At 56.1% G+C, this 24,393-nt stretch carries 21 protein-coding genes; 13 read left to right on the top strand and 8 right to left on the bottom strand.

Features of this window, described 5'->3' with window-relative positions; all coding sequences use genetic code 11:
- The first annotated feature begins 425 nt into the window (after nt 1–425).
- Nucleotides 426–866: a hypothetical protein gene (locus ACF8D4_RS09375; RefSeq protein WP_392464993.1), complete on the top strand. Its 441-nt coding sequence runs from the start codon at nt 426–428 to the stop codon at nt 864–866.
- Nucleotides 867–883: 17 nt separating this feature from the next.
- Here the strand turns inward: ACF8D4_RS09375 and ACF8D4_RS09370 are convergent, their stop codons facing one another.
- The 3 genes from ACF8D4_RS09370 to arfB form a co-directional block, all read right to left on the bottom strand.
- A complete protein-coding gene (locus tag ACF8D4_RS09370; RefSeq protein WP_025886813.1) occupies nt 884–1,264 on the bottom strand; it encodes a biotin/lipoyl-containing protein in 381 nt (126 codons plus the stop codon).
- 41 nt (nt 1,265–1,305) lie between these two features.
- Entirely contained in the window at nt 1,306–1,749 is a 444-nt protein-coding gene (gene aroQ, locus ACF8D4_RS09365) for a type II 3-dehydroquinate dehydratase (protein WP_025009265.1), read from the bottom strand.
- Nucleotides 1,750–1,908: 159 nt separating this feature from the next.
- Nucleotides 1,909–2,325 (bottom strand): alternative ribosome rescue aminoacyl-tRNA hydrolase ArfB, encoded by a 417-nt coding sequence (arfB, locus tag ACF8D4_RS09360; protein ID WP_025009266.1) that lies wholly within the window; start codon nt 2,323–2,325, stop codon nt 1,909–1,911.
- A gap of 171 nt (nt 2,326–2,496) precedes the next feature.
- On the opposite strand from arfB, the gene ACF8D4_RS09355 reads away from it, so the two are divergent.
- From ACF8D4_RS09355 to ACF8D4_RS09325, 7 genes are all read left to right on the top strand, one after another.
- Nucleotides 2,497–2,862: an STAS/SEC14 domain-containing protein gene (locus tag ACF8D4_RS09355; protein WP_025009267.1), complete on the top strand. Its 366-nt coding sequence runs from the start codon at nt 2,497–2,499 to the stop codon at nt 2,860–2,862.
- A 79-nt stretch (nt 2,863–2,941) separates the two neighbouring features.
- Nucleotides 2,942–3,118, top strand: a complete 177-nt coding sequence (locus ACF8D4_RS09350) for a DUF3012 domain-containing protein (protein WP_039034819.1) — start codon at nt 2,942–2,944, stop codon at nt 3,116–3,118.
- 99 nt (nt 3,119–3,217) lie between these two features.
- Nucleotides 3,218–3,613 (top strand): hypothetical protein, encoded by a 396-nt coding sequence (locus tag ACF8D4_RS09345; RefSeq protein WP_082813121.1) that lies wholly within the window; start codon nt 3,218–3,220, stop codon nt 3,611–3,613.
- A 274-nt stretch (nt 3,614–3,887) separates the two neighbouring features.
- Complete coding sequence (locus tag ACF8D4_RS09340; protein WP_392464991.1) at nt 3,888–5,162, top strand: TolC family protein; 1,275 nt, start codon at nt 3,888–3,890, stop codon at nt 5,160–5,162.
- Nucleotides 5,163–5,242: 80 nt separating this feature from the next.
- Nucleotides 5,243–6,301, top strand: coding sequence for an efflux RND transporter periplasmic adaptor subunit (locus ACF8D4_RS09335; protein WP_232786107.1), 1,059 nt, complete (start codon nt 5,243–5,245; stop codon nt 6,299–6,301).
- Nucleotides 6,302–6,311: 10 nt separating this feature from the next.
- The gene (locus ACF8D4_RS09330) at nt 6,312–9,518 is read left to right on the top strand and encodes a CusA/CzcA family heavy metal efflux RND transporter (RefSeq protein ID WP_342203288.1); all 3,207 of its coding nucleotides are present in this window, start codon (nt 6,312–6,314) and stop codon (nt 9,516–9,518) included.
- Between the two features lie 177 nt (nt 9,519–9,695).
- Nucleotides 9,696–10,610, top strand: coding sequence for a cation diffusion facilitator family transporter (locus ACF8D4_RS09325; RefSeq protein WP_392464989.1), 915 nt, complete (start codon nt 9,696–9,698; stop codon nt 10,608–10,610).
- A gap of 1 nt (nt 10,611) precedes the next feature.
- Here the strand turns inward: ACF8D4_RS09325 and ACF8D4_RS09320 are convergent, their stop codons facing one another.
- The 3 genes from ACF8D4_RS09320 to ACF8D4_RS09310 all read right to left on the bottom strand — a co-directional run bounded on the left by ACF8D4_RS09320 (nt 10,612) and on the right by ACF8D4_RS09310 (nt 12,048).
- Nucleotides 10,612–11,193, bottom strand: coding sequence for a TetR/AcrR family transcriptional regulator (locus tag ACF8D4_RS09320; RefSeq protein WP_157771109.1), 582 nt, complete (start codon nt 11,191–11,193; stop codon nt 10,612–10,614).
- Nucleotides 11,194–11,265: 72 nt separating this feature from the next.
- Nucleotides 11,266–11,817 carry a carboxymuconolactone decarboxylase family protein gene (locus tag ACF8D4_RS09315; protein WP_208163219.1) on the bottom strand — a complete coding sequence of 184 codons (552 nt, stop codon included), beginning with the start codon at nt 11,815–11,817 and terminating at the stop codon, nt 11,266–11,268.
- A gap of 30 nt (nt 11,818–11,847) precedes the next feature.
- Entirely contained in the window at nt 11,848–12,048 is a 201-nt protein-coding gene (locus ACF8D4_RS09310) for a hypothetical protein (protein ID WP_392464987.1), read from the bottom strand.
- 308 nt (nt 12,049–12,356) lie between these two features.
- Here ACF8D4_RS09310 and ACF8D4_RS09305 point away from each other — a divergent pair, with 308 nt between their 5' ends.
- The 5 genes from ACF8D4_RS09305 to ACF8D4_RS09285 all read left to right on the top strand — a co-directional run bounded on the left by ACF8D4_RS09305 (nt 12,357) and on the right by ACF8D4_RS09285 (nt 22,280).
- Complete coding sequence (locus ACF8D4_RS09305; protein WP_392468610.1) at nt 12,357–16,034, top strand: DUF4132 domain-containing protein; 3,678 nt, start codon at nt 12,357–12,359, stop codon at nt 16,032–16,034.
- Nucleotides 16,035–16,100: 66 nt separating this feature from the next.
- Nucleotides 16,101–17,153, top strand: a complete 1,053-nt coding sequence (locus ACF8D4_RS09300; protein ID WP_101060274.1) for an AAA family ATPase — start codon at nt 16,101–16,103, stop codon at nt 17,151–17,153.
- Nucleotides 17,141–19,351 (top strand): DUF5682 family protein, encoded by a 2,211-nt coding sequence (locus tag ACF8D4_RS09295; RefSeq protein ID WP_392464985.1) that lies wholly within the window; start codon nt 17,141–17,143, stop codon nt 19,349–19,351. Before ACF8D4_RS09300 ends, ACF8D4_RS09295 begins: the two co-directional genes overlap by 13 nt.
- On the top strand, nt 19,336–20,445 hold the full coding sequence (locus ACF8D4_RS09290; RefSeq protein WP_392464984.1) for a VWA domain-containing protein: 1,110 nt from the start codon (nt 19,336–19,338) through the stop codon (nt 20,443–20,445). The genes ACF8D4_RS09295 and ACF8D4_RS09290 overlap by 16 nt, the downstream gene beginning before the upstream one ends.
- Nucleotides 20,442–22,280, top strand: a complete 1,839-nt coding sequence (locus ACF8D4_RS09285) for an SWIM zinc finger family protein (RefSeq protein ID WP_392464983.1) — start codon at nt 20,442–20,444, stop codon at nt 22,278–22,280. The genes ACF8D4_RS09290 and ACF8D4_RS09285 overlap by 4 nt, the downstream gene beginning before the upstream one ends.
- Nucleotides 22,281–22,320: 40 nt before the next feature.
- Here the strand turns inward: ACF8D4_RS09285 and ACF8D4_RS09280 are convergent, their stop codons facing one another.
- Together ACF8D4_RS09280 and ACF8D4_RS09275 are read right to left on the bottom strand one after the other, a co-directional pair.
- On the bottom strand, nt 22,321–22,995 hold the full coding sequence (locus ACF8D4_RS09280; RefSeq protein WP_101060281.1) for a TorF family putative porin: 675 nt from the start codon (nt 22,993–22,995) through the stop codon (nt 22,321–22,323).
- A gap of 15 nt (nt 22,996–23,010) precedes the next feature.
- Nucleotides 23,011–24,360, bottom strand: coding sequence for a hypothetical protein (locus ACF8D4_RS09275; RefSeq protein WP_221060530.1), 1,350 nt, complete (start codon nt 24,358–24,360; stop codon nt 23,011–23,013).
- Between the last annotated feature and the right edge of the window lie 33 nt (nt 24,361–24,393).

Below are 24,393 nucleotides of genomic sequence, written 5' to 3'. Positions count from 1 at the left end.
ATTAGTTTTTGGGTGAACAGCCTTGGTTGATACTTACCTTAAATGGAAAAGATATTGAAAAATAGATAATAACCCAGTGCAGGTTACCTAAATTTATACATTTACTCTGTTTTATTAATTGGTTCTCAATAAGATTTACCTGATGCTTTTTAGGTATCCTGTACACTAACCAAAGACTATGTTGTTTCTGGATGCGGATTTCTAAACTATTTCTGTGTGCAGTGAAATGATGAGTAAATTTTATTGATTAAATCAGAGTTTCAATAGCTTGCTGATACCGACAGCGGAAATACTTTATTTCACTGACGTAAATGCGACTGATTTACAGTTAAGAGATATATAAAGTTTCGATTGGGAAAATGCTCACTTTGAGTGACCGCTTTAATTATCTGTTTTTATGTGACTTATCCCTATAGGAGATGGATATGAGCGTGATCCATGCAATAGCAGCCCAGTGGCAGAAGGCCGAATTTGCCGAGCGCTTGGCTGCCACTCTGGCAAGCTATCAGTCTGCTTGCGGTTTATCCGGTGGTGCGACTTCGCTGACAACCCTGTGCAATCTGGTTGCCGCCATCAGCTACCGTCCCGATGACCCTGTCTTCAGACAGGCAAGGATAGATGAGGGGACGTTATTGGCAGTATTTTTTGATTGCTTCAGGCTCTTGTTTATCAAGGAAGTACAGCAAGAATCAATCACTCAGGCCGAGCAGCAGATACTGCATTTGGCCCCCAAACTGGCGGCCGAGATGTCCGTCGAGGCTTTGAGCGAGTCTCAGCAATTGCTGCGACAGCAATTGCTGAGTATCAGTCGCCAGTTGGAGTCCTTGTATACGCAGCGGCGCCAACTCAGCCGCAATATGGGGTGAAGTTAAATTGGGGGAAATTAGTCCAATACAAACAAGGTTTGCTGTAGTCCTACCGCTTCACCGTTTTCTGCCAGTATGGCTTTAACCGTGCCGCTCTGTTCTGCCTTGACCGGATTGAGGGCTTTCATCGCCTGCACATAGCCCAGTACTGTGCCCGGCTCAACTTCTGTGCCCAGCTCCACCAAGGGGACACCATGGTCGCCGGCGCTGCGCAAAAAGGTACCGGCCACAGGCGCCAGTACTTGCACGCTGTCATTACCAATACTGAAACTGGCCTGGGGTTGTTGCGGACCAAAACGGCGGATACGCACGGCTTCCTGGCCTTCAGTAATTTCCAGCTCATTGATGCCGGATTCCTGCACCAATTCGATCAGTTTTTTGATTTTGCGGATGTCCATCGTCATTCTCAGCACTTAAGGGTGACCGGACCTTCCTCTGCTCAGCCTTGTTTGAGTGCCTCTATGGCGGCTTCCAGGGCAAACTCATAACCCTTTGGCCCCAGTCCTACTATCACTCCCTTGGCCTTGTCGGAAAAAAAGGAGTGATGGCGGAACGGCTCTCTGGCATGCACATTGGAAAGGTGCACTTCGATGAAAGGAATGGCGACCCCCAGCAGGGCATCTCTGAGTGCTACGCTGGTGTGGGTAAAGGCGGCCGGGTTGATGATCACAAATCCGGCATCTGTGTTGTGGATAGCTTCTATGAGCTGATATTCGGCATTGGACTGGATATGTTCCAGTTCCACTCCGGCGGCAAGAGCCTTGTCCTGCAGTCCCTGCACCAGCTGCTCCAGCGTCCGATGACCGTAATGTTCCGGCTCTCTGCGACCAAGCAGGTTAAGATTGGGGCCATTCACCAAGAGTATTTTTGCCTGACTGCTCATATTGTTTTCCTTGCCTTGAGGGAGAGTTCGCACCTGGATCTGTGCCTCCCTGATTTCAGCAAAAGCTGTCGAATTTGTCGACCAATAGCCGCACAATCGCTGCACATTCCTTCCTGTTGTCAGCAATTATTGTCCATTCCCGCAGCGAGACTGGTCTTATCAGAAGCGGATCTTGTTCTGCCGCAACGATTTTACTTCACCGCGTTGCTTCTTGCTGTCAACCCGGCGCCTTTGGCTGGCGCGGGTGGCCTTGGTGGGAATTCGTCTCTTGGCCACTTCGCCGACTGAGGCGACCAGCTCGATAAACTGCTGCAGGGCAGTCTGGCGGTTGGCGTCCTGGCTGCGGCTTTGCTGGCATTTGATAATGATCTTGCCGCTTTGGCTGATACGATGATCCGCCTTGGCCAGCAGCTTTTCCTTGTAGAAATCCGGCAGTGATGAGGCCTTGATGTCGAAGATGAGTTGGGCCGCAGTGGAGACCTTATTCAGGTGCTGGCCCCCGGCACCACTGGAGCGGATAAATTGCCATTCGATTTCATTTTCTGAAACTTGGACACGGTTTGAGATCTTTATCATGGCAAAATAGCTGTTTTCTGAGGCAGTCGCTATATTACCATCCCATGGGAGAGTTTACTTACTCGACGAGGCGGAAAGTCTTGTAAGGTTAAACTTACTATAAGGGGATAACCCATAGTCATCAGATGCCGTGCCGTGAGCAGGGGTCGAAGGTTCAATGGAGTTTTGCTTATGTTGTGTCAAATTCCGGATATTGCCAAAGGCGTGATCAGCTTGTTTGCCAGCGGCCGTATCACAGCCGAGGATTACCGCACATATCTGCGTCCCGCCATCAAGAGCTACCGCCAGGAGTGGGGCCAGGTCTGCCTCTACATAGAGGCAGATGTGTTGTTGGAAGGCTGGGAAATGGCATCACTTTCGGGAGCCGGTGAGGTGCAACTGCCCCCCTTCGATGCCTTGGTATTTGTCGGCGGCCCAGACTGGGTAGGCAATGCGGTGCGCCTGCTGGGGCCCTTTGTCAGCGCTGAACTGGCCTGGTATCCGCTGGAGCATAAGGATGAAGCTATTCGTTGGATAGCCAAGCGTTCGGCCTGCTAGTTGCCGAACCCGCCTATAGGGTAAAGCCGGTTATTCTGCTATTCTGTGGCGATTAAGTAACTCAGATAAGGAAATTTCGATGTCATTATCCAAAATTTTTGCTGCATCTCTGGCGCTGGCTTTTGCCGCTGGATTGAGTGCTTGTGCCCCTGAAGTGGGCAGTGAAGCCTGGTGTAAGCAGATGGATGAAAAGCCCAAAGGTGATTGGAGCGCCAATGAAGCGGCCGATTACGCCAAACATTGTGTGTTTAAATAACTGAACTTTATCTTGGCCTGTAGGTCTATTTGGGCACGGGCCATTTTCTACCCTTAACCGGAATTATTCTTGACTGTATTTGTCCGCAAACTGACTCATATGCTTATCGCCTTGGTGGTGCTGCAATTTTGCGCCGCTAATCTCGGCGCGCATCAGTTGCATCTGGGCAATCCGGCCGAGGAAGAAAGCAACCATCCTCATCTCAAATTTGTCACCGAAGTCACAGTCATCAGCGAGTGTGTGGATTGTACCTGTGGCACAGATGAAGCCTTGGAAGCCGATATTCCCTTTGTCAGCCACAGTCATCAACTGACCCATACTGAATCCCAACAGTTCGATCTCTGCCTCGACTGTCAGTGTCATGGTGGTCATCTGTCACTGCCGGTTACCCTGGCACACAGCCCGGCTCCCTTGATGCACCCCAGGCCCCAGAGCCTGGAGCCCGCTTTTCAACCCTATTTCTCCACTCCGGATTACCGCCCCCCAATAGTCTGATCTTTCTGATCATCAGTGCGTGTGAAGCCCGGGCATAGCTTGCCTGTGTCCCATTGCGTTTGTCTTGTGCTGGCTGTCGTCAGAGCCTGAAACGGTTCTCTCTTGCAACCAACTCTGGTCATGCGTCCTGGCGGGCGTTGCGCAGCACTGTGGTCAGCATCAACTCAGAAATTATCAAAGCCAACCCTTGACTTTAGATTTAACTCCAAGGTTTATGCTTTGGCCAATGTTCACCATTGGCTTGCTGCCAAATATGTCTTTCCAAGGAAAGTTTATGTTGAAATTTATAGTCTCTATGAGTCTATTGGGCGTGGGAGCGCTAACCTATCAGCCCGCCCTTGCCGGAGAAAAACCGGATAACACCTCTCTTGTGGCCGAGGTCAAGTCGGGGACCGAACCCTCACTGGCCTGGTTTGGCGAGCTTAAACAACAGATCCTCACCTTACCCGAGTTTCAGGCTCAGGAAGCCAGGATCCGTGAGGCTCAATATCTGGCCAAGGGCGCCGATCGCGCCATCTACAACCCCGAGTTGGGCTTGAGTTATCTCAATGCCACAGAGGATGACACCTACAGCCTGTCCATTAGCCAAACCATTGACTGGGGCGACAAGCGAGCAGCCGCCAGCGCATTGGCGCTTACGGAGTTGATGCGCTTGGAGAGTGATATCACTCTCGAGCGCTCCCGCTTGTATGCCGAGGTGTTGCAGGCCCTGGTCGATCAGAGCCTGGCACAGAAGAAACTGATGTTCGTGCGGGCGCAGCAAAACTATGGTGAGCAGCAGTTGCAGATAGCCAGGCAAAGGGCCGAAGTCGGTGATTTGTCCCAAGCGGAATTGAATCTGATGGAATTGGAACAAGCCAGTGCCATCAGTGATCTGGCCTTGGCCCAGAAGGCGCTGCTGGATGCCGATACCCGCATTTTGGCGCGTTTTGGCCGGGCAGAGCTTCCCTTTGGCAGTTTCGCCGGCCGTCTCGAATTGCCCGCGACTGAGGCGCCCGTGCCGGCGCTGACCAGCGCCGGATTACAACTGGAGTTGGCGCGGCTGCAAGTCAATCAAGCCAAGGCCCAGGCGGCGGCCGACCCCAATTTCAGCCTTAACGCCGAGAGGGAAGGCTCCGACAACAAGCTGGGGATTGGCGTCTCTGTGCCGCTGCATCTGCGCAACGACTACAGCGAGTCGATTAAGGCGGCAATGGAGGCGGTCACCGCCGCCAAGGCGCAATACCAAAGCATTGAGATGGCGCTCAAACAGCAACAACAACAGTTCAACTACAGCTTACCCAGATTGAAGCAGAGCTGGCTCGACTGGCAACAGCAGGCCTTGGTGGCCGGTCGCAAGGCGGCCGAGCTCTTAGGGCAACGCTGGCGCAGCGGCGATCTCAGTACCAGCGATTATTTGACCAGCCGGCGACAATTGGCCAGCAGCTTTCAGGCCGGTCTCGAACTGGAAGCCGCCCTCTACCAAAGCTGGCTCGAGTGGATGGGAGCTTCGGGGCAACTGCCCGGCGCGCTGCCGGAAATAGCCGTATCCCAGGAGAACGCCCAATGATAGCCCCATACACACTAAGGTACCGGACAATGAACAAGACTCTACAATACCCACGGCTGCAGGCCGCTTTACTGGCGCTGATGTTGGGGCTGTCCAGCCCCTTGACTATCGCCGCCGAAGAAGGACATGAAGATGAACATCAGGCGCTGCAGCTCTCAAGTGAGCAGCGCCAACTGGCTGGCGTCCAGACCCAGGTGGTCAGCGCCGGTGGCTTTAGCCTCAATGCTTTCGCCAATGCCACCTTGCTGGTGGATCGCGAGCGCACTGTGGTGCTGGCGCCGCAGCTGGAAGTGCGAGTGCTGGAGCGGCATGTGGTGCCGGGACAGGAGGTAAAAGCGGGCGATCCTCTGCTGACCTTGGGTGGCGCCGCCGTGGCCCAGGCCCAGGCTGACTATATCAATGCCGCCGCCGAGTGGAGCCGGGTCAGCCGCATGAGCGAGAGTGCCGTCAGTGCCAGTCGCAGGCTGCAGACTCAGGTCGATGCCAGTTTAAAACGCGCCATTCTCAAGTCGCTGCAAATGACAGATCAACAGATCAAGGCGCTGGAAAGCCGGCCGCAGGGAATAGGCCAGTATCAACTGCTGGCGCCCATAGATGGTCGGGTGCAGCAGGATGAGGCGCGCCTAGGGCAGTTGCTTGGTGCCGGCAGCCAACTGCTGCAGCTGACCGATGAGCGCTCACTGTGGGTGGCCGCCGAGCTGACCCCATCGCAGGCCGAAAGCCTGAGTGAAGGCAGCGAAACCCTGGTGCGGATTGGCGATCGCAGTGTCAGTGCCAGTGTGATAGGCCGCTCCCATGAGTTGTCCAGCGTGACCCGCACCGAGCGGGTGCTGGCGCGACTGGATAACACCCAGGTGCGTTGGCACGCAGGTCAGTTTGCGGAACTGTTTTTGCCCGATCCCCGCGGTGAAGGTGTGATGCTGCCGGATGCGGCGCTCAGTCGCAGTAGCGACGGCGACTGGCAGGTGTTCATCGAAGATGATGACGGTTTCGAGGCCAAAGAGGTGCAACTGCTGGCCAGCGAGCGCGGCATGAACCTGGTATCCGGCATAGAGCCCGGAACCCGGGTCGTTACCGCCGGGGCTTTCTTCCTGGCATCCGAGCTGGCCAAGGCCGGCTTCGACATCCACAACCATTGAGGACAGCACTATGCTGCAATCGTTAATAGATTGGGCGATCCGCAACCGCTTTCTGGTGTTGCTGGCCTTGATTGTCGTCCTGGTAGTGGGTGTGTTTTCCCTGCCAAAGCTTAATCTTGATGCCTTTCCCGATGTGACCAATGTGCAGGTCACTGTCAATACCGAAGCCGAGGGGCTGGCGGCCGAAGAGGTGGAAAAACTCATCTCTTATCCGGTGGAGTCCAGCATGTACTCACTGCCCGCGGTGACAGAAGTTCGTTCACTCTCCCGCACCGGCCTGTCCATAGTGACAGTGGTGTTCGAGGAAGGCACGGACATCTATTTTGCCCGCCAGCAGGTGTTTGAACAGCTGGCCGCCGCCAAAGAGATGATCCCGGACGGAGTCGGGGTGCCGGAAATCGGTCCCAACACCTCGGGCCTTGGGCAGATTTATCAGTACATACTGCGGGCCGAGCCGGACAGTAATATCGGCGCCGATGAGCTGCGCAGTCTCAATGACTATCTGGTGAAGCTGCTGCTGATGCCGGTTGGCGGCGTGACCGATGTGCTCTCTTTCGGTGGCGAAGTGCGTCAGTATCAGGTCAGGGTCGATCCCAATCGACTGCTGGCTTACGGTTTGTCTATGTCACAGCTGGAGCAGGCGCTGAATGCCAATAACCGCAATGCCGGGGGTTGGTTTATGCCCAATGGTCAGGAGCAACTCGTGGTGCGCGGCTATGGTCTGTTGCCTGCGGGCCAGGCCGGGCTGGATGCCATAGGCCGCATTCCGGTGAGCGAATACCAGGGCACACCGGTCACTGTCTCCGATTTGGCCGAAGTGGATTTTGGCAGTGAAATCCGGGTCGGCGCTGTCACCATGACCCGTCGGGACGACAATGGCGAAGCCAAGGCCTTGGGCGAAGTGGTTGCCGGGGTGGTGCTCAAGAGGATGGGCGCCAACACCAAGGCCACCATTGATGAAATTGCTGCCCGCGAGCAGCTGATAAGCCAAGCGCTGCCCGAGGGGGTCACCTTCGAAGTGTACTACGATCAGGCCGATCTGGTGACCAAGGCGGTGACCACAGTGCGTGATGCCCTGTTGCTGGCCTTTATGTTTATCGTGGTGATCCTGGCACTGTTTCTGGTCAACGTACGGGCTACCTTGCTGGTATTGCTGTCGATTCCTGTCTCCATTTTGCTGGCATTGCTGGTGATGAGTTATTTGGGAATGTCGGCCAACCTGATGTCGCTCGGTGGTTTGGCGATTGCCATAGGTATGCTGGTGGATGGCTCTGTGGTGATGGTGGAGAACATCTTCAAACATCTGAGTGAGCCGGATAGGCGCCATCAGGACCAGGCTCGGCAGCGCAGCGACTGCGAAGACGATCCCTACCATGCCGACGAAGACCAACACAGAGGCTCGATTGCCATGCGGGTATGGCAGGCCGCCAAAGAGGTGTGCAGCCCGGTGTTCTTTGCCACGGCGATCATTATAGTGGTGTTTGCGCCGCTGTTTGCCCTGCAAGGGGTCGAAGGCAAACTGTTTCAGCCGATGGCGGTGAGCATCATCCTCGCGATGATCTCGGCGCTGTTGGTGGCACTGCTGGTGGTGCCTGCAATGGCCGTTTATCTGTTCCGCAAGGGGGTGACTTTCCGTCAAAGCCCTGTGTTGGCACCGCTTGAGCGGGTGTACCGCCCGCTATTGCAAAAGGTATTGACCGCGCCTGGCAAGGTGGGGCTGGTGGCGGTAGTCATGCTGGGCATGAGCCTGTCGCTGTTGCCGAGGTTGGGCACGGAATTTGTGCCTGAACTGGAAGAGGGCACCATCAACTTGCGGGTCACCCTGGCACCCACTGCGAGTTTGGATACTTCACTGGATGTGGCGCCCAAACTTGAGGCCCTGCTGCTGGAGTTTCCCGAGGTGGAGTATGCCCTGTCACGCATAGGGGCACCTGAGCTGGGCGGCGATCCTGAGCCTGTGAGTAATATTGAAATCTATATCGGTCTCAAACCGCTGGAACAGTGGACTTCTGCAAATAGTCGCGCCGAACTGCAACGCCTGATGGAGCAGAAGCTCAGTGTCTTCCCCGGGTTGTTGCTGACCTTTTCCCAGCCAATCGCTACCCGGGTCGATGAACTCCTTTCCGGGGTCAAGGCGCAGTTGGCCATCAAGCTGTTTGGTCCGGATCTCGATGTGCTGGCGGAAAAAGGCGAACAACTGTCGAAACTGGTGGCCCAGGTGCCCGGCGCCGTGGATGTGTCTCTTGAGCAGATCACCGGCGAGGCGCAATTGGTGGTACGGCCGAAAAACGCGATGCTGGGACGTTACGGCATCAGCGTCGATGAGGTGATGTCGCTGGTGAGCACAGGCATAGGCGGCAGCAGTGCTGGCCAGGTTATCGACGGCAACGCCCGTTACGATATCAACCTGCGTCTGGCCAGCCGTTTCCGCCAGAGCCCGGATGCGATAGCCGATCTGCGTCTGGTGGCCGCCAATGGGGCTCAGGTGCGTTTGGGTGAAGTGGCCGATGTCAGCATAGAGATGGCGCCGCCCAATATCCGCCGTGACGATGTGCAGCGGCGTGTGGTGGTGCAGGCCAACGTCTCCGGCCGGGACATGGGTTCCGTGGTGCAGGATATCTACAACCTGGTGCCCAAGGCCCAACTGCCGCCCGGCTATACCGTGATGGTGGGCGGCCAATATGAGAATCAGCAGCGGGCTCAGCAAAGACTGATCCTGGTGGTGCCCATTTCTGTGGCGCTTATTGCCTTGCTGCTTTACTTCTCCTTCGGCTCCATCAAGCAGGTGGCGCTAATCATGGCCAATGTGCCACTGGCGTTGATTGGTGGCGTGTTGGCGCTCTGGCTCAGCGGTACCTATCTGTCTGTGCCCAGCTCCATCGGCTTTATCACTCTGTTTGGGGTGGCGGTGCTCAATGGGGTGGTGCTGGTGGACTCAATCAACCAGCGGCGCAACAGCGGTGAGTCATTGGAGCAGGCAGTGTATGAAGGTACGGTCGGCCGTCTGCGCCCTGTGTTGATGACGGCGCTGACTTCGGCGCTGGGGCTTATCCCCATCTTGATGTCAACCGGTGCCGGCAGTGAGATCCAAAAGCCGCTGGCCGTGGTGGTGATAGGCGGCCTGCTGAGCTCAACCGCATTGACCCTGCTGGTATTACCAACCCTGTATCGAGCCCTGTATCTCAAGAGCGACAAGGAGCTGGAAGCCTTGGAATAACAGCTGAATTGCTCCGATAGAGAAGCATTGTACTGATTGGAGTGTGACGCCCCAAAGTGGAAGATGAGAGCCGCTTTGGAGCATGGCCGGACTGCCTACCTGGCCTGCGTCATAAGGCCTGCCGCTTTGCGGTTGGGCCTGGGCAGGGATGCCCCCCCTTTTATAAGGAAACATGCTATGCAGAAATCTTCTCAAGATTGGCAGCCGCTGGAGTTGGAGAGCAGCGGCCACCCCCACAAACATGGCCCGGATCTCGGCAGTCGCCGCTTGGGACTGGCCGTGATCATCAATATGTTACTCACTCTGGCGCAGCTGTTTGGCGGTATTCTGGCCGGCAGTTTGTCGCTGATTGCCGACGCGCTGCATAATTTCAGTGACGCCATCGCGATATTGATTGCCTTGATCGCCCGCAAAATAGGCCAGAAAGCCAGTCACCCCGGTATGAGCTACGGTTATAAACGCGCCGAAGTACTGGGCACCTTTATCAATGCGGCAACCTTGCTGTTGGTGGGGGTGTACCTTATCTATGAGGCCTTGCAGCGCTTCTGGAGCCCGCAACCTGTGGATGGCATGCTGGTGTTCTGGTTGGCGGGACTGGCTTTGATTATCGATATTGGCACCGCCATGCTGACTCACAGCGCCGGTGCCAAGGACAATATGAACATCCGCGCCGCCTTTATTCACAATGTGTCGGATGCCATGGCGTCTGTGGCCGTGCTGGTGGCCGGTGGGCTTATCATCCTCTACCAATGGTATTGGGTCGATCTCCTGGTTACTGTGTTGATCTCAGCTTATGTGATCTACCACGGTGCACTGTTACTGGCGGAATCCGGGCGCATTCTAATGCAGCAGGCGCCGGCCGGCTTGGCTCCGGAACTGCTGCAGGAACAATTGGCCGCCAGACCCGAAGTCGCCAGAGTCGAGTCCATGCACCTGTGGCGTTTGGATGAAAAGCAAAACGTGTTGACTGTGGTGGTTTATCTGGAGCTTGGGCTGGACGGTGAATTGCCATTGGTGCAGCAGCGGCTCAGGCGTTGGTTGAGCCGGCGCACCCTGGGGGCTGAGATAACGCTTGAGTGCAGGTTAGCCTGAATCAGCATCCGTCGGCGCCGAGCATGCGCTGCAGCAGTTGGCTTAGCCTGGTTGTTGCTTCTTGCGGCTGGGCATGGCCGCAGGCCACGGCATTGGCGACTTCATTGATGGCGCCATGTATGGCCCAGCACAGCAGCTTGCTTTGCGGCGCAGGCAGCTTGAGGTAATCGGCAAAGAGTTCGCTGTAGAAGTCGGTGAAGAAGTCGCGAATATCTGTGGTGATGTTCTGATACTCGGGATAGCCGCGCAGCGCCGCAACTATCGCCTCATACTCTGGGCCGCAGCGTACGGCGCAGTCCAGATAGGCGCGGCAGACCAGGGTGCATAGCTCTGCCAGCGAGGCTTTTTGCTCCGCTGCGGCCTGTTTCACCGCCTCGACAAATAGATTGTCGTAATGGCGGTACATCTGTGCCAGCAATCCTTGCCGGGTGGCGAAGTGACGATAGGTCAAAGGCTTGGTCACTCCGGCTCTTTGAGCCAGGGTGTTCAAGGTCAGCGCATCGGTACCGGCTTCGCGGACAATCTCACAGGCAACTTCGAGCAGTTGTTCGCGGCGCTGATCTTTGAGCATTCTCTTCTTCACGCATCCCCCACAGATAGCTGGTTTAATAAAATTGAAAAAGCGGCAATGCATCGCATTGTCGCTTCTCTTTTGTCACTCAGTATAGGGTTGCAGTGGAACCCTTGGGAAGTCGATTTTCGGCTGCACTGTGTTGTTAACCCAGTTACTGAAGTTATTCAGGCCACTCCAGGCGCAGACCTGCATCACCTTGGCCTCACTGATCCCGGCATCCAGACAGGCTGTTAGCAAGGAGTCCGGTAACTTGCCTCTGTGTTGCAGCAACGCCAGGGCGACATCCAGCAGCAGCTGATCTTCGCGGTTATCGGCCTTGCCTTGCTGCGCCTTGATGCAGGCATCGGGGCTGAGCCCGGCACGTTTCCCGGAAAAGCTATGGCCGCTGACACAGTATTCGCAGCCATTATAGTTGGCAACCGCCAGGGAGATCATCTCCCGCTGGGCCTGGCTCAGCAGACTGTGTTCTTCCAGATTGGCCTCAAACTCCAGATAGCCCTTCATGACCGCGCCATTTATGCCCAGAGCCGAATAGAAGTTGGGGATCATGCCGTAGCGACTCTTGATCTCCTGCAATATGGGTTTGGCCAGTTCATCGGCATTGTCCAGAGTGCACTTGGTTAACCTTTCCACACTAAAACTCCTGTTGCTGTTATTGGCCGTTTACGGCTTGAGCGCAACGGCAAAAAATACCAAGCTGTGCCGGTCGGCTGCTTTGCCTGTCCTCGAAACGGATGCCCTTGAAACAACAGCCACCGGCGCTTGGTTGAATAAGTTACTCATAGTAACAAGAGTAAAGTTACCATTGGTAACTTTTGTTTGCAATCTCCAGCTAGCCTGTTTTTCAAACAAGGTTTGAGACATTGACCATGACCCCTTGCCGGATATCACTGATTTTGCTGTTAGCGTGGCTAAAGCCGCTGGCGGCTTTAAGGTCAATCAACCGCACTCTATGGGTAATATGGCGTCATCCCGGGGGAGGGCAGATCACATTTGGCGGCATTGAACTGTAAATGGGTGTTTTGTAAACGATATTGTTTTTGCGTTTCCGTTAGAATTGCCCTTCCTCGTCCGAAAAGGAGGCTCGGCCGCCGGCTTAAGCAGGTGTTTACTGAATGTCTGCTATTGGGGGAAGGAAGACATATTTGCTAATGACTCAAGGAATATGAGAGATGCTGGACGTATTAAAAAACAAGCTTGAAGCCTTCACTCGCCCCAATACAGACAAGTTATTGCTAGACGCTTGCCGGATTATCGATGAGCAGCAAACGGGTTTGGCACAAGCCGTCAGTCAGTATATTTTGACCGGTGAACCTGTGGCGTGTCTGTCGCAGCTCCAGCAGCTAAGTGCTGGAGAAACACTGGCGCGGCCGGGTGTTCCCTATGGCTACGGACAAAATGATGAGCGGCTGATTCAGGCCCGTGAAGCCATCAACCAGTTTGTGGCAACCGGTGCCTGTAATGAACCGGCCGTTATGCGCCGTCTCGGCTTGGTGTGTCATGCCTGCAACCCAGATATAAGCATCTACGGCGTGCAAAACACCTCGAGCGGCTGGCTCAATGGCGTGCTGATGCTGTTCCGAGAGTTGGCAGAAGAGTATTACGGTTGCCGTTTGGCGGGCAAAGATCTGCCCAGTCGTGACTATCTGGCCTCGCTGGTCGCGCAATATGAGCACCCGCCCCATGAGCTGGAAGCCTTTATTCTTGAAGGTTCCGACTCTTATTATCACGATACATTCCGCACCTCGCTGAGGAAGAGTACCGACTGGCTCAAGCTCAGTGAAGATCCTGAATATCTGCAGCTGTTGAAACAGTTACATTTCAGCGGCCGCGAAACCTTTTGTGCTTTGCTTAATAAAGCCTGTCAGACCCTGTCACAGGCGCAGCTGCCGCTGGTCATGGCGTTGGCCGCCGATGGTTCGGCGACTGTCCGTGAAGAGGCCCTGAAACTGCTGAAAAAGAGCCCGCAACAGCAACTGCTGGCGTTTCTGGAGCGGGAATTTCCGGGCGCCAAGGCGGCTACCCGTGGTCACTGGCTGGTTGTGGCTGGCCTCTATCCTGAAGCGACCCCCTTGCTGCAGCGCTGGCACAGTGAAGAGAAATCCGCCGCGGTAAAAACGGCACTGGCGAAAATGCTGGATAACACGACCCGACAGCAACAGAGTGACCAGTTCAGCTGGGATATTCCGGCCGTTGCGGCCATTGATAAAAACGTCAAAGTGCCTGAAGAATGGCTAGGTCTGTGTGAAAAGCAGTTGGCTAAAGAGATCAAAGAGCTTGAAAACGATATCGCTGCGGCGGAGCACCCAGATGCCCCCAGCTATCGCAAAAGGCATTTGGCCGACGACCGGAAAAGTCTGCAACGTTGGCAGCAAGTCAGTAGTGCCCAGCTGCAAGCGGCGCTGATGGACCTCGAAAGAGGCCGGCAATCATCTCTGCCAGGTTTTTATTCTCTGATCAGCCACGCCGATCTCGACGAGCACCCCAAGGCCAGCCTAAGGCTGATTTTGCGGATGGAACGCCATGAGCTCTCCTGTCATTCCTGGGAGCGTATGCTGAGCCAGGAATATATTCTGAGAAGTCTGCCGGGAATGACGGATTTACGGCAACTCTTGAGCCTGTGCAACCAAGAGAATCAACCCGCCGCGGCCTTGATTGAAGCCCTGTTTGGCTACGAAGGCCGGGAAGATGACTGGTTGCCGGCCGCCTGTGAACAACTGCTGATCTGGCCCTTCTTTGCCGAAAACCTCGACTATATAGAGCATGGCCTCAATGGCCAAGTGCTCAATGGAACCTATCGACACGATGCCAATCAGGTATTGATACAGACCTTGGCGATTCTGGCAGAATTTCCCAAGCTGCCGCAGCACTGGCAAAGGAAGGTTCATGAACATGCCTTCCATGGTCGCAAAGCCATACAGGCGGCGGCTCAGTACTGCGCCGAACGCCACGGCGCCGATATCACCCTTATCACTCCTGAGCTGGCCTCCGGCAGCAAGGATAACCGGGTGCTGGCCGCCACTTGGCTGGGTCGCCTCAAGGCGGCTTCGGCGCAGGAGGCATTGAGCCAGGCGCTGAATAAAGAGAAAGATATGCCAACCCGGGTCGTGTTGCTGGAAGCATTGTTGCAAACCGGCGCCGATATCAGCCAGTTTCTTGGCAAGGAAGCGCTGCTGGCCGAAGCCAAGGCCGGCCTTAAAAAGGCGCCACCCAAGTCCATGGATTGGTTCCCGCGTGAAGCGCTGCCCGCATGCCGTTTTGAAGACGGCAGCCCGGTCGAGCTCGAACTGGTGTTCTGGTGGGTCGTCTTGGCGGTGAAGCTCAAGCAGCCTCAGGGCAACCCTCTGCTGAGTCACTATCTGTCGCTGCTGGATAGCGAAAGCCGTCAGCGTCTTGGGCATTTTATTCTGGCGGCATTTATCGCCCAGGATACCCGTTGCCCTTCGGATGATGAGGCATTGGAATATGCCAAGGCGCATCAGCAGCAGACTTTTCAATCTTATCAGCATTGGGCCAAATACGACTGGGGTCAGGAGTATCAACACAAGACCCTTGAGGATGCGTTTCAGGTCCGCTTTGCCGAGAAAAAGAATGAGCTCCTGGGCTCGGCCATCAAAGACAAGGGGATGTTGGCCCTGATCGCTGGCGGCGATGCGCAAACCCTGCTGGGCATGATCCAACCCTTTATGAAGAAGCGCTATGAGCGGCGGGCACAGATAGAGGCCATGTTGCAGGCCTTGGCCAACTCGGACGATCCTGTGGCGATTCAGTTTCTGCTGAGTATTTCGCGGCGTTATCGCACCAACTCGGTGCAGGAGCTGGCGCGGGCGCAAGTCAGTCAAATTGCGGTCCGTAACGGCTGGACCCAGGATGAGCTGGCGGATCGCACTGTGCAGACGGCCGGGCTCGAACATCTGACCCAGCCCAGCCCGTTTGAATTCGGCAGCCGTACTTTGGCGCTGGCACTCGGGGACGACCTCAAGCTGAGATTGCTCAACGAAGAGGGCAAGCTGCTCAAGAGCCTGCCGCAACCTCGGCAGACAGATAACGAAGGCGATATTGCCGAAGTGAAAAAATGGTTCAGCAACTGCAAGAAAGAACTCAAGCAGGTGGTTGAACAGCAAAGTGCCAGATTGTATGAGGCCATGGTCACAGAGCGGCATTGGCTCGCCGCAGACTGGCAGCAATACCTGCATCAGCATCCGGTCATGTATCGCCTGTTGCAGCGCACCCTCTGGCAGGTGGAGATTGATGGTCAATGGCAAACCTTCAGACCCACGGAAGACGGCGCCTTTATCGATATTGACGATGAAGAGCTGCAACTGCCCGCTGCGGCGAGTATACGCCTGGTGAGCGGTAACCTGTTAGCGGAGGCAGCGCTGGATGCCTGGCGTGTACATCTCAAGGATTACAAGGTCAAGCCGCTGTTCGAGCAGCTGCGAAGTGCCGAAGTGACGCTAACTGAAGGTCAGGAGGCACTCAATGACCAGCACGGCCGGATGACCGACTGCTATACCCTGCGTGGCCTGTTGACCAAGAAAGGTTATCAGCGCGGTGAAGCGGAAGACGGCGGTTTCTTTGATAACTACTTCAAGCGTTTCGATACCCTGGGGCTGAGAGTGGAGTTCGGTTTCAGCGGTAACTGCGTGCCGGAAGAAAACGAGGCCGCCGCCATCTATGACATCAGGGTCATGGAGCGGACCAACCCCCGTGGCCGCTATGCCCGCTACCGTCAACTGCCGTTGGCCGAGGTGCCGGTCAACCTGCTCAATGCCATCGCCGTTGACTATCGTGAAGTCGGCGACAAGTGTGTGGCAGATCCTGACTGGGAATCGAAACTGCCCTGGTAAAGGTCGATAACGGATGGATTAGGCTGCTTCCTTACTGGTGGCAGCCAATAAGGAGAAGCAAACAGGATGGAACAAGTCATTCGGGCTCATGCCGAGCAGCGTTATCAGGATGAATTGCAACGCTTGATGGCGGCCGACAAGGGCGTTATTCCACCGGGCTGGGCCATGTCGGCCGGGGCGGTGCGACGTTTTATCTGCGGCGATGCGGCGCTTGATATCGGCCGCAAATACTACGGGGAAGATGCCCTGGTGGAGCGGGCCATTGTCAGCCTGATGGGCAACAACGGCCTGATGCTGGTCGGTGAACCCGGTACCGCCAAGTCGATGCTTTCTGAGCTATTGAGCGCCGCCATCAGCGGCAGCAGTGAGTATCTCATTCAGGGCACAGCTGGTACTACGGAGGAGCAGCTCAAGTACAGCTGGAACTTTGCCCTGTTACTGTCCGGTGGCCCCAGCCTGGAAGCCCTGCTGAAAAGCCCCGTCTATCAGGCGATGGAGCAGGGCAAGCTGGTGCGTATCGAAGAGATCACCCGCTGCCCGCAGGAGGTGCAGGATGTGCTGATCTCGCTGATGTCGGAAAAAAGCCTCAGTATCCCCGAGCTGGGCGTCTCGATTCAGGCCAAGCCTGGCTTCAACCTGATAGCCACCGCCAACCTGCTGGACCGTGGGGTCAACGAGATGTCCAGCGCGCTCAAGCGCCGTTTCAACTTCGAGACAGTGCCTGTGCTCAGCGATCCTCTGCTGGAGCGCCAGCTGATTTTGGCTCAGGTGAGCCAACGTCTGGCGGACAGCGGCCAGCAGGTGCAGTTGGATGAAGCGCTGGTGGACTTGCTGGTGCGGGTATTTCACGACCTTCGCAGTACCGTCGGCCCGCAGGCGATGGATGCCACTCTGTCCACGGCCGAGGCGGTTAATATAGTGCATGGCTGCGCCCTGCACAGCCTCTATTGGCAAGAGCCCATGAGTGCCGCCCAGTTGGTGCAGCAGATGCACGGCACGCTAATCAAGGACAAGGCCGACGATGTGAAGAAGCTGGCTCATTACATGGATGTGGTCGCCCGTGAACGCCAGGGTTGGCAAGCCTTCTTCCAGGCAGGAAAAGCTCTGTGGATGAGGTGATGTTCCTTAGAGGGGAGTTTGGTGAACTGCTCAAGGCCGCCGCGGCCGATCCCGGGGTGTGCTGGTTGCCGCTGCGGCATCACAGCCCGGCCTGCGCCGCCATGGCGCTGGAGCAGTTGCAGCGCCGGCAGCCCCAAGCCGTGTTAATAGAAGCCCCCGGCAGTTTTATCCGCCATCTGTCACTGCTGCAGCGCGATACTGTGGTGCCGCCCATTGCCATCTATCAGAGTGGCAGCTACTACCCTCTGGCCGAGAACAGCCCTGAATGGCAGGCGCTGCGCTGGGCGACGGCGCAGGGCATTGAGGTGATCTTCATCGATCTGGATGAAAAGGCGCAGGAGCGCGGTGTAAGCAACCGTTGGAGTGATAGCCGCTTTTTAAGCTCGGACTACAGCCGCCGCCTACAGCAGCAACTGGGATGCCGGGATGCCGACGAACTCTGGCAGCGTTTGTTTGAACAACAGCATTTCGCCTCGGCCGAGAGCTTCTTTACCCAGGTATTGCTGTTCTGCGCCGCCAGTCGTGCCTGCTTTGGCACAGACAGCCTGGAAGAGATGGGCGATCTGGCCCGTGAAACCCAGATGCGGGCCCATATCAAGGCGGCCCGCCGCCGCTATGAGCGAGTGGCCGTACTCACAGGTGGTTTTCATACCCCGGCGTTGATCAACTTTGCCGACGAGGCCGAGGCGATCGTCGTCGATGACACGCAAGACAGCTTTGTGATCCGTTTCAGTGACGCCTTGCTGGATGCCCGCAAAGGCTACGGTGCCGGTATGCCTTATCCAGCCTTCTGTCGCTGGCAGTTTCAGCAGCGGCAATTGAACGCCGATGATTGGTTGCTCTACCTCTTGGAGCAGATGCCGCAACTGCCGCTGATCTATAAGAAAAACTGCTTTGAGCATCTGCAGGCCCTCTGTAGTTTGCGTGGCTTGGTGCGCCCCGGCAGCTATGATCTGCTGGATTCTCTGGGCAGTTGCCTGATTAAACAGCAGCTGTCGGCATCGACACTCGAACCCTGGCAAAAGGTGCTCAGCGGCGATGTCCTGGGGCAGTTACCGGCCGACCAACCCAGTTTACCGCTGGTGGAAGAGGTGTTGGCGCTATGTCGCAAGGCCAGATTGCAGACGGAAAAACCGGGACGCTGTCACTTCGATCTCTACGCCATGACGGACAAGCATATTGAGCGCCGTCGCCTCCTGTGTCGGCTGCTGTTTGTGGGCAGCGGTTTTGCCAGGCCACAAAATGGCATGCCGGTCATCCTGCAATTGAAGTTCAACCATCGCCATGAACACTGGAACTATCATTGGACTCCGGCGGTGGAAGTGGCACTGGCCGAGAAATCCAGCCTGGGGCTGCGTCTCGAGCTGGTGGTAAAACGGCGGCTCAGTGAGTTGCCCCAGGAAGATTTGCAGCAACTGGTGGAAAAACTGGTGTTGGCACTGCATCTGGGGATGCCGGAAGAGCTGAGCGCCCATGCCATTGCGCAGCAGATAAGCCAATGCAGCGACATTCAGCAACTGGCCAATAGCTTTATGACCTTGCTGGCGGCAGCGCATCATCCACTGTTTGCCGATATTGAGCTGCTGGCTTACCAAAAAGCCCTGTGGCATCAGGTCGGCTTTCATTTACCGGCAATCAACCGCCTGAGCGATGAAGAGGCGGTGAAGTTACTGTTGGATCTGCAGAGCGTAGCTGTCTTGCATCAGGACGAGCTCGAGTCTCCCTGGCGTGACAGACTGCGCTGGTTGACAAGCCATAACGCCCATCGCCCCGTGCTCTATTTTGTCCTGCAGGCCTTGGCTATCGAGCTGGACAAGTTGGACCCGGCGCCACTGCTGCAACAGTTGCAGCTGCAAAACGATCCCTTCCCTGTGATTGAGGCGCTGCTCAAGGTGGTGCCGCACTGGTTACGGCAAGACCATGGCCTGTTGCCCATGCTGAATCACTGGCTCAGTGAGCTGAGTGAGGCGCAGTTTATCGACAAGCTACCGGCCATGAGGGGCTTGTTCTGCGCGCTGGATGCCAGAGAGGTGGATGAGCTTTGCCGCCGTTTGCTGCAGCTGAATCAGTGGGATAATGGCCTGAATTGGTTGCAATACGGGATATCTGAACAGGACTTTCAACAGGGGCTGGCGCTGGAGCGGCAGCTGCGCAGTGACCTGGAGCAACAAGGATTGAGTCAATGGATGAGCAACTGAAGCAGCGCTGGCGTCTGGTGTTGGGGCGCTATGCCAACGCGCTTGATACCCGTCTCAGCTCCCGGCAACAGCAACAGGATGAGGTGTTGCAGCAGCTCTATCAGGAGGGCCAGCTGCTGCGTGGCTTCAAGGTAAGCGCGGGCTTGGGGGAAAGCGAGTTGGCAGTGACCAACTGGCTGGAGGCAGCGGAGACCCTGTTTCCCCGTTCGGTCAACGACAGGCTGCAGTCCGATGCGGTCGAGCGCTTTGGGTTGCATCAGGTGTTGGAGCAGCCGCAGGTGCTGGAAAAGATCACTCCCAGTATGGGGGTGCTGAAGCAGTTGCTGAAACTCAATGCCCATCACAAGCCGGCCATTCGGCAACAGGTAGAGCGAATTATTCAGGGAGTGGTCGAGGAGTTGCTGCGTCGCCTGCGGCCGACCTATATCAACAACTTGAGTGGCAGGCTCAACCGCCAGGCCCACAGTCCGGTGAAACGGCTGGCCAATCTGGACTGGCAGACCAGTATTCGCCGCAACCTCAAGCATTTTGATGGCGAGAAGGTCTGTTTCGAGCGGATCTATTTCCATGCCCGTCTGCAACACCAACTGCCCTGGCACATAGTGCTCTGCATAGATCAGTCCGGCTCCATGGCGACTTCGCTGATTTACTCGGCAGTGATCGCCGGGATCCTGACCCGCTTGCCATCGGTGAAGTTGTCGCTGGTGGTGTTCGACACCCAAGTGGTGGATTTGAGTGAGCAGGCCCAGGATCCGGTGTCTGTGTTGCTCAATTGCCAGTTGGGCGGCGGAACCTTAATCTCCCAGGCCTGGCGCTATTGTCAGCAACTCTGCTCTGAGCCGGGGCGCTCTGTGGTGGCAACAGTGTCCGACTTTGAAGAGGGAGGTTCGATGCAGGCCTTGCTGGCCCAGGCCCAGGGGATGATAGACAGTGGCATCAAGATGTTGGGGATGACCGCCATGAATCACGATGCCGAGCCTTTCTACAGTACTTTTAGCACCGACAACCTGCAGCGCCTGGGGATGGAGATAGGTTCACTCAGCCCGGATAACTTTGCCGAATGGCTGGCGCTGACTATGGGGCTACGCCGATGAATGAAACCATACTCACCAGCCTAGGCAGTGCAGGTTTGGTGCGCCGGGCCCGCAAGGCGTTGGAGAAAAGTCAGCCGCAGATGCAGGATTATGGCTTTGAGTTTGAAGGGCAAAAGGGGCTGCTGGATTGGGATAACCCGCTCGCCAGTCGCTGCGATTGCGGCGCCTCCGGCCTGTGTAAACACATAGTGGCTGCGGCGCTTTATCTGCTGGAGCGGCCCGCATCCCCTGAAACTTGCACCGAAGAGCCGCCCCGGGTGGAACTCCATCTGGCCGAGCTTTTGAATGATGCCGGCAAGACTCAGGTTCGCCGCCTGTATCAGCAGAGTCAGCGCCGCTGGGCGGCGGATATTAAGCTTGCACAAGGCACAGTCTGCGTCGAACTGGAGGGGCAGCAACTGTATTTTCGGTGCGTACAGGGGCTGCAGGATATTATCTGCACCGAAGAGGCGCAGCGTTATGCGCTGCTCGCCGTCTGGCTCTATTGCCAAGAACAGGTCATCGCCTTTGAATGGCCGCAATGGCTGCTCGATGAGCAGGCGCAGTTGCAGTATCTGGGGCAGCAGAGCCGCGATCAGTTAAAGAGCCGTTGCCTTAAGTTGCTGGAGCAGATGACTGAGCTCGGCATCGAGAGGTTGCGACCCTCGTCCCTGGTAGAGCTGGAACTCCTGCTGGTGCCCATGGACAGGCAAAATCTGCCACTGACCGCTTTGAAACAGCTGCATGGCACGCTGGAAAAATATGTCTCGGGCCAAGGCGTCAGGGATAGAAAATTGCTGCTCAGCTGTCTGGCCCGCTCCTTGGCGGCTCTGGAAGGCAGCCAGCCACAGACGCAAAGACCCTATCAACAAGCGCCAGAGCAGGTGCTGGGGCTGGGCGCTTTTCCCTGGCAAAGCGAAGGGGGCGCCCATGGTGTGACTCAGGTATTGCAGGATGAGCAGGGGCGTTTTATCACCCTGGCCGAGAGCCGCCCCAAAGCCGGGCAGCGGCTGGATTATGCCAGCGTATTTCGCGGTCTGCCCATGCTGGCAGGCGCGCCGTCGGCCCTGGGTTGGCAGGGTAAGACCCAAACCCTGGCTCAGGCCGAACTCAATGCCTGGGGGCGCCTGCGGCGTTTGCAGGATACCCGGGTCTACCCAGCGACCAAGCCGCTGGAGCCCGTGAGTCTCTCTGTTGCCAGCGAGATAGACTGGCAACAGGAGTACCTGTGTTTTCGGCCGAGCGGTCTCTACCTGAGTGGTTTCAATCAGGCCAGTCAGTGTATGGAACTGCACTATTGGGACAGGGAACAGGCGCTGCTGAGTTTCTCACTGCCTTACAACAAGTTGAGTCAAAGAGCCGTGACCAATCTGGAGTTGCTGGGCGAGCGGGTACCCGAGCTGATAGTGGCGCGCATCGAGCGCACTGCCAGCCACTTATACCTGCGACCTGTGTCCCTGCTGCTGGATAACTGGTTCAGCCTCTTTTTCGATACCTTGCCCCAATCCGGCGACCAGCAACTACTCGCGCAGGCGCTGGCCGAGCCGTCAGCACCCCAGGCGCCGCAACCGCGCCTTGGCCTGATGCAGCAAACCCTGCATGGGGTGCTGGATGAGCTGGCCGATGGTCTGCCGGCACCAAGGCCAACATTGGCGCAAAGGGCCGAGCGTCTCGGGCTGATGACGCTGAGTCACAACCTCAAGGGAGCTAAAGCGCGGGACTATCTGCGCGCCGCCTATTGTGCCGAGAAAATGCTCGCTATGTGCCTGATCAAGCCGGCGCATTATCCGGAGGGCTGCGATGAATCTAAAAAAAGCCCCGCAGCAGGGGCGGGGCAAGAGTTTGGGAGTTGCTAATTATTGTTATGGTGAGGAATTCGCCCTCAGCTAGCTTTGATTAGAAGTTGAACGCGAGTCCTATCATATAGTGGTCGTGCTCAAACTCCTGATAGCTGGCTTCCAGCAGTAGATCCAGCTGTGACAACAGGGGATAGCTGTAGCGCAGCGCCAAATCGTAGGCGCTGTCTTGCAGTTCCCCTTTATCTTCAAAGCCCATTGTTTCGGCATCGAAGTAATAGCCGCCATGGATAACCAGCTCGCCATACTGCGCCAGCGGCAGCGCATAGTTGGCCTCGCTGTACCAGGTTTCAAAGTCCTGATCATAGTTGAGCGCCAAGTTTAAGCTGTTGTAATCCATGGATAGGGCATATTCGAGATTGGAGTGACTGTCGCCATAGGTGTAACGCATGGCATTGAAGCCAAAGCCCAACTCGTCGCTGACCGTCAGGTAGTAACCTGCGTAGTAGTCGATTTCATAATCCTTCTCTATCCCCTCATCACCTTGATACCTATAGGTTTCAAAGGAGATTCCGGCATAGAAACCTGTCTCATGCTCCAACATGATATCGGCCTGCAGTGAGGGTTTGTCATCGCTGATGGTCAGGCCACGCCACAGATAGTTGCTCAGCCCCATGATCACTCCTGAGGTCTGAAAGGCGCTTTCCTGGGCCTGCGCGTATTGCATGCTGCCAAGGCCGCACAGCAGTAAACTGATTATCATCTTATGTTTCATGTTCGGCTCCTGGGCTCAGTGTTTGGGTAAACGTTCTTTAGGGACTATCCATTGGCTTTCGGAGACGGGATCTGTCTCTCCCAAGCGCAAATCGCTTTCTTTGAGGAAGATATCCTCATCAGTGTTGTGGCAGTTTTCACACATGCGCCCACTTTCGCGTGCCTGCTTGGTGGCCAGAGGGTTCTTGGCGGTAAAGTGAGTAGAAAAGGGCACCCAATAGGATTTGGTGGCCGGATCTTTGAGATCCACCTTGACCCCGGCATCGATACTGATCCCGGCCGAATGGCTCAGCGGGATCAGCTTGCTGTTTTTATCATTGGCTATGCTTAGCCCCAGCTTGATGTTCTGCTCCGGAGTCTCGGCTGTTTTTAGACTCTGCCAGTTGCCCACAGACAAGGTGTCGTCCTGGTGGCAACCGAAGCAGTTGCTGTAGGGCTGGGTGTGGCAGGCGGTACACTTCAGCTTGGCATTGTGATCTATGGGAGATGCCTTGCCGCTCAGAAGTTCGGTGTGATCGGCGACTTTATCCTGGTGGCAGTCTTCACATTTCACCACGATAATGTCGCGTTTTTGAGTCTGCTCATAGGGGCCGGTCTTGTTGCTGTTCGGGCCTTCGCTGTAGAGTCTGCCTTCGGGGATCTGCTTGATGTCCCGACCGTGGAATTCCTGCTGGGCACTGTGACAGTCGATACAGCTCATATCGTGCTTGGTGACGTGCACATCTTGCTCTTTGTGCTGCTCGGCATTTTCATAGTGGCAGGTTTCACAGGTTTTGACCGGATCCGGAGTCGCGACAAAGGCGTGCTTGTTCAAAAGGCCGCCACCGGCGAAGTCGGGAGCACTGACATGGCACTGGCCACAGGTTGCGTGACAACTGGCGCAGCCTTCTTCGCCGTTATGCATCTGTTCAAATAACTGGGCCCGCTCTGGAGTCTGCTGCAACCTTTCCATCAAGCCTTTGGCGACACCATTGACTGTGAAATGCAGTGAGTGACGGAAGTTGGTGATCATCTCCTCGCCATGGCAATCGCCACAGACACTGCCACCATCGGCACTGGGATCGGCCAGAACGCTTGGGTGCCAGGTTCTGTCCCCGGGCTTGTCGACCTTGCTGTGGCAGTCACGGCAACCGAGTTCGGCATGGCTGCCCATATCTGTTTGGCTTACCAGGAGTTGCAGTGATTGTTGCTCGACGGAGAGCGACTCTTTTTCCAGCTGATGCTGCTTTATCAGCGCCTGTAACTTGGCTTGATCACTGTGACAATTCAGGCAGCTGTCTGCCGCTTGAACCCCTTGCCCCAGCAGACAAAGGAGCGCAGCCAGCCCTGCCGAATATGTGGCCATATTCAGTATTCTTGGTTTCATCTTGTTATCCCTTAGGTAATAGCTCCCCCTGAC

The sequence above is a fragment of the Shewanella sp. YQ_9 genome (genome assembly GCF_043103185.1).
In the GTDB taxonomy this organism is placed as follows: Bacteria; Pseudomonadota; Gammaproteobacteria; order Enterobacterales; family Shewanellaceae; genus Shewanella; species Shewanella algae.
The sequence above is the reverse complement of the archived record's forward strand: the minus strand, read 5'-3'. Positions and strand labels throughout refer to the sequence as shown.

Coding starts and splice junctions, on each gene's coding strand:
- ACF8D4_RS09305 (WP_392468610.1), top strand. CDS start 12,357: ATGCTGGACGTATTAAAAAACAAGCTTGAAGCCTTCACTCGCCCCAAT.
- ACF8D4_RS09335 (WP_232786107.1), top strand. CDS start 5,243: ATGTTGGGGCTGTCCAGCCCCTTGACTATCGCCGCCGAAGAAGGACAT.
- ACF8D4_RS09290 (WP_392464984.1), top strand. CDS start 19,336: ATGGATGAGCAACTGAAGCAGCGCTGGCGTCTGGTGTTGGGGCGCTAT.
- ACF8D4_RS09325 (WP_392464989.1), top strand. CDS start 9,696: ATGCAGAAATCTTCTCAAGATTGGCAGCCGCTGGAGTTGGAGAGCAGC.
- ACF8D4_RS09275 (WP_221060530.1), bottom strand. CDS start 24,360: ATGAAACCAAGAATACTGAATATGGCCACATATTCGGCAGGGCTGGCT.
- ACF8D4_RS09350 (WP_039034819.1), top strand. CDS start 2,942: ATGTCATTATCCAAAATTTTTGCTGCATCTCTGGCGCTGGCTTTTGCC.
- ACF8D4_RS09345 (WP_082813121.1), top strand. CDS start 3,218: ATGCTTATCGCCTTGGTGGTGCTGCAATTTTGCGCCGCTAATCTCGGC.
- ACF8D4_RS09355 (WP_025009267.1), top strand. CDS start 2,497: ATGTTGTGTCAAATTCCGGATATTGCCAAAGGCGTGATCAGCTTGTTT.
- ACF8D4_RS09300 (WP_101060274.1), top strand. CDS start 16,101: ATGGAACAAGTCATTCGGGCTCATGCCGAGCAGCGTTATCAGGATGAA.
- ACF8D4_RS09280 (WP_101060281.1), bottom strand. CDS start 22,995: ATGAAACATAAGATGATAATCAGTTTACTGCTGTGCGGCCTTGGCAGC.
- ACF8D4_RS09330 (WP_342203288.1), top strand. CDS start 6,312: ATGCTGCAATCGTTAATAGATTGGGCGATCCGCAACCGCTTTCTGGTG.
- ACF8D4_RS09310 (WP_392464987.1), bottom strand. CDS start 12,048: ATGTCTCAAACCTTGTTTGAAAAACAGGCTAGCTGGAGATTGCAAACA.
- arfB (WP_025009266.1), bottom strand. CDS start 2,325: ATGATAAAGATCTCAAACCGTGTCCAAGTTTCAGAAAATGAAATCGAA.
- ACF8D4_RS09370 (WP_025886813.1), bottom strand. CDS start 1,264: ATGGACATCCGCAAAATCAAAAAACTGATCGAATTGGTGCAGGAATCC.
- aroQ (WP_025009265.1), bottom strand. CDS start 1,749: ATGAGCAGTCAGGCAAAAATACTCTTGGTGAATGGCCCCAATCTTAAC.
- ACF8D4_RS09285 (WP_392464983.1), top strand. CDS start 20,442: ATGAATGAAACCATACTCACCAGCCTAGGCAGTGCAGGTTTGGTGCGC.
- ACF8D4_RS09375 (WP_392464993.1), top strand. CDS start 426: ATGAGCGTGATCCATGCAATAGCAGCCCAGTGGCAGAAGGCCGAATTT.
- ACF8D4_RS09340 (WP_392464991.1), top strand. CDS start 3,888: ATGTTGAAATTTATAGTCTCTATGAGTCTATTGGGCGTGGGAGCGCTA.